We start from the raw sequence: 6,670 nt of genomic DNA, 5'->3' as shown, positions 1-6,670 counted from the left end.
GCAGCACAACAAAATGTTTTAAGATTACTCCAATAGTTTTTCTTAAAACTCTCCTCGCAACCTTGCGAGGAGTTTAAACTCTTTCTTGTTTTAAATTTTTATTCAAACTTGAGTTTCTTTGTGGTTTTTTCTTTTGAAATTGTATCAATCATTTTTTTTGCTTTTCGCAGTCTTTTTATAATCAGCAAACACCGCCCCCGCACAAAGCTTCTTTGCAGTGTGATTTTTAAAAGCTTTACAGCTGTGTTTAAGTTATGCTTAAGCGGGGTTGAGTTAAAATGATTGGTGAAGAATTAAGTTAAGCTAGTTAATGAGCCACAAAAGCTCTTTGGCTAGCAACAGGATCAAAATAAGAACATTTAAAATCCTATTCATTACCTGCCTCCTTTCCACACCGAAAAGAAGTTAAGCACTTAAACGATACCATTGTGATAAATTTATGCTTAAAGGTTGGTTGTATTGGGTTTGATTTGTTTTACAAATTTGGTTTAAGCTTTTGAGCTATTTTCAAGCCACAGAACTCTTCAAGCTCTTCAAAGCTTGCCTTGTGTATGCTTTCAAAATCCCCAAAATGATTTAAGGCTTTTTGAATTTCAGCCTTACTTAAGCCTAAATTTTCAAGCTTTGAGCTTTGCAAGTCCCTTTTTCTCTTCGTGTTTTGATGAAAAGAAATCGCAAAGCGGTGGGCTTCATCGCGAAGTTTTTGTAAAAACTGAAGTTTTTTATCCTCAGTGCTTAGGTTAAAAACCTGCTTTTTGCTATAAATTTTATCCCTTGCACTGCCCTTTGCTCTGTAAGCTTTTGCGTCAATTTTTTCTTTTGAGATAGCTAAGACATCGACATTTGCCCCGCTACTTTGTAAAATTTCAAGGGCTAAATCAAGCAAAGCCTTGCCCCCATCGATAAGCCAAAGATCAGGTGGGCTAAGTTTATCAAAGTCTAAAGCCCTTCTCGTAAGCACTTCACGCATTTGCTCATAATCATTGCTGTGTTTAAGATGAAAATGGCGGTAATGGTTTTTTTCAAAGCCATTTTGACAAAAAGCGATCATCGCTCCAACGCTTGCACTACCTTGCATGTGAGAATTATCAAATACTTCTATATTTTGTGGTAAATGCTCTAAGTCAAAAAAATCTTTTAACTCTTTTTGTAAGCCAAACTCGTTTTGCTTTTGAGAATTTTTAAGATTGATCAAAGCATTTTTAACCCCTAGATCACAAATTCGCTTTTTTTCGCCTATTTTTGGGTGTTTGATATGAATTTTTTTATTAAATCTTAAGCTTAGCAAATCCTCAAGCAAAGCCATATCCTCAAACTCATCAGCTACATAAATGCTTGATGAGCTTAAAGGCGTATCTATACTAAAGTTTTCAAGTATAAATTGCTTATAAATTTCGTTTATATCTGGTAATTCATCACTTTTTAAGGCGATGATTTTATTTTTTGAAGCGATGATCTTGCCATTTTGCACGACAAAACGTTGGGTTGCTAGCAAAGAGCCTTCAAAGGTTAAAGCAAAGATATCAAAGTCCTCAAGTCTAGCTATATCAAGCTCGATTTTAACTTCTAAATCTTTTATGGTTTGTATGCTATCTCTTAGTTTAGCAGCTTCTTCATAGTTTTCATTTTGTGCGTAAAGAAACATTTTTTGTTCTAGGTTTTTAATGAGTATGTGTGGATTTAAAAGGGCGTTTATGGCTGATTTGAGGATTTTTTCGTATTCTGCTTGGGTAATTTTACCCTCACAAGGTGCAAGGCAGCGCGAAATTTGATAAAAAATACACGCCTTTTTACACGAGCTTTTTTGTTTGAGTTTGAAACTAAGATATAAAGCATTTAAAAGCTCTCTTGGGCCTTTGAAAAAGGGTCCAAAATACTTAATCTTTGGTTTTTTGATAATCTTTCTTGTGATCTTTGGCATAGCAAAGCTTTCGTTTAAATCTATATAGATATAAGGATAAGTCTTATCATCTCTTAATAAGATATTGTATTTGGGGCGTAGCTGTTTGATAAAGGAGTTTTCAAGTATGAGTGCGTCAGCTTCTGAACTAGTAGTGATATACTCAAGATGAGTAGTTTCACTAATCATTTTTTGAATGCGTAGGGAATTTTTAGGATTTGGCGCAAGCTGTGGGGTGAAAGTAAAATAACTTCTGACGCGGTTTTTGAGATTTTTAGCCTTACCTACATATAAAAGTTTGCCTTCACTTGAGAAAAACTGATATACTCCGCTTTTTTCCTCAAGATTTTTAAGCTCGGCTTCTAGCATACTTTTGTGCCTTTTATCACTGCTCTTAAGTCCTCAAAACCTTGATATAAAAGTTCATTTTTACAGGTGTTTTTAAACTCTCCCTTTGAAAGCTCGAGAAAAAATTTCTTTTTTTTAGCGCTTTTTGTGGGAAGCTTGAAATTCCTATCTGTAAGGATTTTTAGCTCATTTATCTGATCAAAATCACTTAAAGAATTTGTATTTGCATAAATTTTTATGAGTTTTTTAATGCTTTTTTTGGTATTATCATGGTTTAATTCTTGATAGCCAACATTGCTTTTTGTGAGTATGATAAGAAGCTGTTTTTTGATGAAAATTTTTGAGATTAAATTCTGGTGCATTGGGCTTAAAAGACTTAAAAAATCTTTACAATAAAAATTCCTTTTCAAAGGGGCAAAATGTCGTTCTTGACAAAGAGAAGCGATGATAGAGCTAGCTGGCTTGAGTTTTTTCATAAGTTCATTATAGCATTTTTTTGCTTAATCTTTTTTGTAGCTTGTGGATACAAAGGCGATCCAAGCTATAGCGTGCTTGATAAAAATGGCTCAGTAAAAGAGATAAAAGCTTATAAAAACCTCAATCGCTGGTAAGCTTATGGGCGAAAAAATACATTTCAATACTGATAAAGCAAGTATAGTCTTTGAAAGCAAACGCACTTACGCAAGGCTTTTAACGCAAAGTGATTTTAAGGCTTTGCATGAAATTTTAAGCGATGAAAGGGTAATGTATAACTGGGGACATGGCTTTAGCGAGGCTGAAAGCAAAGAATGGCTTTTGTTTCAAATGCAGTGTTTTAAGCTTGATGGTTTTTGTAAATTTGGAGTTTTTAACAAAACAAGTCAAGCTTTAATGGGCTGTGTGGGCTTAAATTATGAGTTTATCCGCTTAAACAATGCCTTTAAAGAGCGTATAGTTGAGCTTGGCTATATCTTTAGCACGCAGTTTTGGGGGCAAAATTATGCCTTTGAAAGCACAAAAGCATGCTGTGAATATGCCTTTAATATACTTAATCTTAAGCAAATATATGCTTTAATTAGCGCTGATAATACTGCCTCGATTAAACTTGCAAAAAAGCTTGGCATGCAAGAGATAGGTAAAAACACTTTAGAAAAAAATGAGCTTGTTTTTAAGCTTGAACATACAAAGGAGAAATGATGAAAAAAGCAGACATTTTGGTGCTTGATTTTGGCTCACAATACACCCAACTCATCGCAAGAAGACTAAGAGAACAAGGCGTGTATGCTGAAATTTTGCCCTTTAATGTGAGTTTAGAAGATATAAAAGCAAAAGAGCCAAAGGGCATTATTTTAAGCGGAGGACCAGCAAGCGTGTATGCAAATGATGCGTATTTTTGCGATAAGGGCGTGTTTGAGCTTGGCTTACCTGTGCTTGGAATTTGTTATGGTATGCAACTTATGGCACATCATTTTAACTCAAGCGTTGCTCCTGCTGGGCATAAAGAGTATGGAAAGGCTCATATTGACATCATCAAGGATAATGCTTTATTTAAAAATTTACCTAAAAAACAAATCGTTTGGATGAGTCATTCTGATAAGGTAGAAAACCTCCCTGCTGGCTTTGAAGTGCTTGCTACGAGTGAAAATAGCCCATTTTGCGTTTTTGGCGATGAAAAAAGAAGATTTTATGCCTTGCAGTTTCACCCTGAAGTGCAACACAGCGAATTTGGTAAAAGCATACTTAAAAATTTTGCTAAATACGCTTGTGAGTGTGAAAGCATATGGAATATGGGAAGCTTTGCAAAAACTCAAACTCAAAAGATCAAAGAAGAAGTTAAAAACGATAAGGTGCTTTGTGCAGTAAGTGGGGGCGTGGATAGTTCTGTGGTGGCTGCTTTGCTTGCAAGTGCGATTAAGGATCAGCTCATCGTTGTTTTTGTGGATAATGGACTTTTAAGAAGTGGGGAAAAAGAACAAGTTGAGGCTATGTTTAAAAGGCTTGGAATCGATCTTATCAGCATAGATGCAAGCAAGCTTTTTTTAGAACGTTTAAAAGGCGTGCTTGATCCAGAAGCTAAAAGAAAGATCATAGGCAACACTTTCATAGAAGTCTTTGAAGCAGAAGCCTTAAAACACAAAGATGTAAAATACCTCGCTCAAGGCACACTTTATACTGACATCATAGAAAGTTCTGTCATAGGAGCGTCAAAAACCATAAAATCACACCACAATGTAGGCGGCTTACCTGAGAAAATGAATTTAAAACTCATCGAGCCTTTAAAAGAAATCTTTAAAGATGAAGTGCGCGCCTTAGGACTTGAGCTAGGACTAAGTAAGGATATAGTCTATCGTCACCCTTTTCCAGGACCAGGACTTGCTATACGCATAATGGGCGAGGTAAATGAGCCAAGCTTAGAGCTTTTAAGAAAGGCTGATGTGATTTTACAAGATGAGCTTAGAGCAAGTGGCTGGTATGATAAAACCTGGCAAGCTTTTTGCGTGCTTTTGAATGTAAAAAGTGTGGGCGTAATGGGCGATAACCGCACCTATGATAATGCAGTGTGTGTAAGGGTGGTAAATGCAAGCGATGGCATGACAGCTACTTTTGCACATTTACCTTATGAATTGCTAGAAAATATAAGCCGTCGTATCATCAACGAGGTAGAGGGTATAAACCGCGTAGTCTATGATATAAGCTCAAAACCACCTGCGACTATAGAGTGGGAGTAAGAGAGGTATTTTGTCTTTAGTGAAGCTAAAATTTATCAATTTTATGAGAGGAATGCGAGCTGAAAAGAGCATTCCTTTACTGCGATGTAGGGTAAAGCTTTGCTTTTTAATTTTCCTCAAATGCTTTTTTTCATCGTCTTATGCCTTGCAATGACAAAGATAAGGCTAAATTTGCTTTTTTGTTTTAAAGTCTTGCAAATAAGTTCTTGCAAAACAAGTCCCAATCCACAAGTTGAGTTATATAATCGCCCCACCACTGCATAAGCTCTTGCTTTTCTTTTTGGAAAAGGGCGTGGTTATAGCTTGCTTTGACTTGATTTTTTTCTTTATGAGCGAGGCAAAGCTCGATTATATCGCTATTTATCTTATGAATTTGTCGTTTTTCGTGGCAGATCGTGCTAAATGTGCTTCTTAAACCATGCACGCTAAGCTCATCATTTGAGTAATCAAGCGCCCTTAGCACCATTCTCATACTACTTTCGCCAATGAATTGATCTTTTGTTTTTGTGCTGTGAAAAACGGCTTCGCGTTTAGGAATTTGTGTGTTTTTATAAAGTGTTAAAAGCTCTATAATTTGTGTGCTTAAGGGTAAGATGAGCATGCGTTTGGCTTTCATTTTATGCTGTGGGATAATCCAAATTTGACGTTTTAGATCAAGCTCGCTCCATAAACAAGTCCTGATATTAAAGCTTCTTTGAGCGGTAAGCAAAGTCATGATGAGGGCTATTTTAAGGCTTAATTTTCCTTGATATGAGGCTATTTTTTGGAGCAAAATGCTTAGATTTTTTTCATCATAAAAGCTTGGGTGGTGCTTTGTGGGTTTTTTGATGATAAGTTCTTTTTTTAAAAGCGAATTTAAAGGGTTGGTTGTGATGAGTTTTTTAAGCTCAGCAAAGCGAAAAATTTCATTTATTATGCTAAAAAATTTATTTGCACTTTCACCCAAACCTTTTTTTCTAAGCAGTTCAAAACTTACCAAAATATCATCAATCTCAATGCTTGATATATCTTTGTCCGCAAAGATTGTAAAAGCAAAACGTTCAAGCAAACTTAAAAGCCTAGCGTGCGTTTTGGGCGCAATTTGATCTTTTTTGATAGACATTTTTTCAAGTGCGACGCTTTTAAAGCTGATTTTTTGACTCTTTTTAGCATTTTGTTGCAGTGCTGTTTTATAAGTGTAACGTTTGTATCGTGCGGCTTTGAGGCTTGTTTGTGGATATTTGCCAAGTGAAATTCTTTTAAAGCATTTGTTATTTGGACATTTAAAATTATAAAAAAATGTTTTTGTTCCACTTGGATATACACACAAAAGTAAATTATCACGATCGGCGACAAAATACCTTTTTTCCTTTGCTTTTAAGCTCTTTATCTTTTTGCAACTCAGCATTTTTTCTCCTTGAAATTTTTATTTTCAAGATCGCATTTGTTTTTGATTTTTCAAATTTTTCTTTATCGATTCTGCTAAATTTTTAGCTTTTCATTTGCTTTGAAACGAAAATAAATCCACTTAAAATCAACTCATCGATAAAACCACTCTCCCTTTTAAAAAACAAAATTAATATTCTCAATCCAACCAAACCCCTAGTTTTCCTTATTTTTTAATATTTTTTCAAACTCTCTCCTCCCAACCACCAAAATTTAATGAAACTTTAAGCTTATTTGTATATAATTTCATTTCCTTTTCAATTTTCAAGCCTAAAAACTTGAAACGAAG

The 6,670-nt window shown here is 35.1% G+C and carries 6 protein-coding genes; 3 read left to right on the top strand and 3 right to left on the bottom strand.

Features of this window, described 5'->3' with window-relative positions; translation table 11 throughout:
- Nucleotides 1–475 precede the first annotated feature (475 nt).
- Both uvrC and CQA38_RS09080 read right to left on the bottom strand, forming a co-directional pair.
- Nucleotides 476–2,269: an excinuclease ABC subunit UvrC gene (gene uvrC, locus CQA38_RS09085; RefSeq protein ID WP_137633687.1), complete on the bottom strand. Its 1,794-nt coding sequence runs from the start codon at nt 2,267–2,269 to the stop codon at nt 476–478.
- Entirely contained in the window at nt 2,263–2,610 is a 348-nt protein-coding gene (locus tag CQA38_RS09080) for a hypothetical protein (protein ID WP_137633686.1), read from the bottom strand. Before CQA38_RS09080 ends, uvrC begins: the two co-directional genes overlap by 7 nt.
- A 57-nt stretch (nt 2,611–2,667) precedes the next feature.
- Between CQA38_RS09080 and CQA38_RS09075 the strand changes: the two genes are divergently transcribed.
- Genes CQA38_RS09075 through guaA form a run of 3 tightly spaced genes read left to right on the top strand, consistent with a single transcriptional unit; the run spans nt 2,668 to nt 4,956 of the window.
- Entirely contained in the window at nt 2,668–2,859 is a 192-nt protein-coding gene (locus CQA38_RS09075) for a hypothetical protein (RefSeq protein ID WP_137633685.1), read from the top strand.
- A gap of 4 nt (nt 2,860–2,863) precedes the next feature.
- A complete protein-coding gene (locus CQA38_RS09070) occupies nt 2,864–3,424 on the top strand; it encodes a GNAT family N-acetyltransferase (protein ID WP_137633684.1) in 561 nt (186 codons plus the stop codon).
- The gene (gene guaA / locus CQA38_RS09065; RefSeq protein ID WP_137633683.1) at nt 3,424–4,956 is read left to right on the top strand and encodes a glutamine-hydrolyzing GMP synthase; all 1,533 of its coding nucleotides are present in this window, start codon (nt 3,424–3,426) and stop codon (nt 4,954–4,956) included. The genes CQA38_RS09070 and guaA overlap by 1 nt, the downstream gene beginning before the upstream one ends.
- A gap of 184 nt (nt 4,957–5,140) precedes the next feature.
- On the opposite strand, the gene CQA38_RS09060 is transcribed toward guaA, so the two are convergent.
- Complete coding sequence (locus CQA38_RS09060; RefSeq protein ID WP_137633682.1) at nt 5,141–6,343, bottom strand: site-specific integrase; 1,203 nt, start codon at nt 6,341–6,343, stop codon at nt 5,141–5,143.
- Nucleotides 6,344–6,670 lie beyond the last annotated feature (327 nt).

The sequence above is a fragment of the Campylobacter sp. MIT 12-5580 genome (assembly GCF_005406235.1).
GTDB lineage: Bacteria > Campylobacterota > Campylobacteria > Campylobacterales > Campylobacteraceae > Campylobacter_D.
This window is presented reverse-complemented; position numbering and strand designations above follow the sequence as displayed.

Excerpts from the sequence above, each read along its gene's own strand:
- uvrC (WP_137633687.1), bottom strand. The coding sequence starts at position 2,269 with ATGCTAGAAGCCGAGCTTAAAAATCTTGAGGAAAAAAGCGGAGTATAT.
- CQA38_RS09080 (WP_137633686.1), bottom strand. The coding sequence starts at position 2,610 with ATGCACCAGAATTTAATCTCAAAAATTTTCATCAAAAAACAGCTTCTT.
- CQA38_RS09075 (WP_137633685.1), top strand. The coding sequence starts at position 2,668 with ATGTCGTTCTTGACAAAGAGAAGCGATGATAGAGCTAGCTGGCTTGAG.
- CQA38_RS09070 (WP_137633684.1), top strand. The coding sequence starts at position 2,864 with ATGGGCGAAAAAATACATTTCAATACTGATAAAGCAAGTATAGTCTTT.
- guaA (WP_137633683.1), top strand. The coding sequence starts at position 3,424 with ATGAAAAAAGCAGACATTTTGGTGCTTGATTTTGGCTCACAATACACC.
- CQA38_RS09060 (WP_137633682.1), bottom strand. The coding sequence starts at position 6,343 with ATGCTGAGTTGCAAAAAGATAAAGAGCTTAAAAGCAAAGGAAAAAAGG.